Here is an 821-nt window from a genome sequence, read left to right on the forward strand (position 1 = left end):
GGCGTGGTGTTGCAGAAGGCCGGCGCTTCCTCGTTGGCGATGATCACCCGCATGCCCTCCGCGTACACGAACTTGCCGGCCGCGAACGCGATCAGCAGGAACAGCAAGCCGAAGTGGAATACGATGTTGCCCACCTCGCGCGCATATCCGCGCTCCGCGGACAGCTCGATGCTGCCCGACACGCGACCGTCCCCGTTGTTGCGACGGACCCGCCAGCCCTTGAGGCTCTTTTGGACCTGGTCCGCAGCCTGCTCCGGCGTGGCCGTGGTCCGGTACGCCGCATGATGCGGCAGGCGTGCAAGGTTACGCGGGGCGAGCGGCGGCGGGGCCTTGAGTTGTTTGACCAGATCAATCGACCGCGGTGTCAGGCAGCCCACCAGGGATATAAACAGCAACACGTACACGGCTGTGAACCACCAGCTGGAGAACACGTCGAACAGCTGGAGCTTGTCAAAGAACTCCCCCAGCCAGCCGTTGTCCGCGATGTACTGATTGACGTTTCCCTGGTTGAGGCTGCGCTGCGGCAGGAGTGCCCCCGGTATCGCCGCCACCGCCAGCAGAAATAGCAGAATCAATGCCGTGCGCATCGCGGTGAGAGTGCGCCATGAGTTGCGCATGAACGCGGTGACCGGAGCTATCCTAGGCACTGATTTGAGTCCCCTCTGCCGTTCCCGGTGCGACGAGCCGGATCGAGGGGCAGCTCCGGTGGGGCGTCGCCGGCTTCATAGCATCATCAGCACCGCTCTAGCACGCATAGTCACATCTGGAGATTGTCCTTCGCCGACCCCATTGATCCGGTCGGGGTTTGATGAAGGTCTGAT

Annotated in this window: 1 protein-coding gene; it reads right to left on the reverse strand. The window is 63.0% G+C overall.

The window, feature by feature from the left end; all coding sequences use genetic code 11:
- Window positions 1-587 (reverse strand): cytochrome c biogenesis protein ResB (locus G6018_RS16925; protein ID WP_241732215.1); only part of this gene is annotated, 587 nt, incomplete at its 3' end.
- Window positions 588-821: the final 234 nt, after the last annotated feature.

It is taken from the genome of Dietzia sp. DQ11-44 (assembly GCF_014145205.1).
GTDB classification, from domain to species: domain Bacteria; phylum Actinomycetota; class Actinomycetes; order Mycobacteriales; family Mycobacteriaceae; genus Dietzia; species Dietzia natronolimnaea.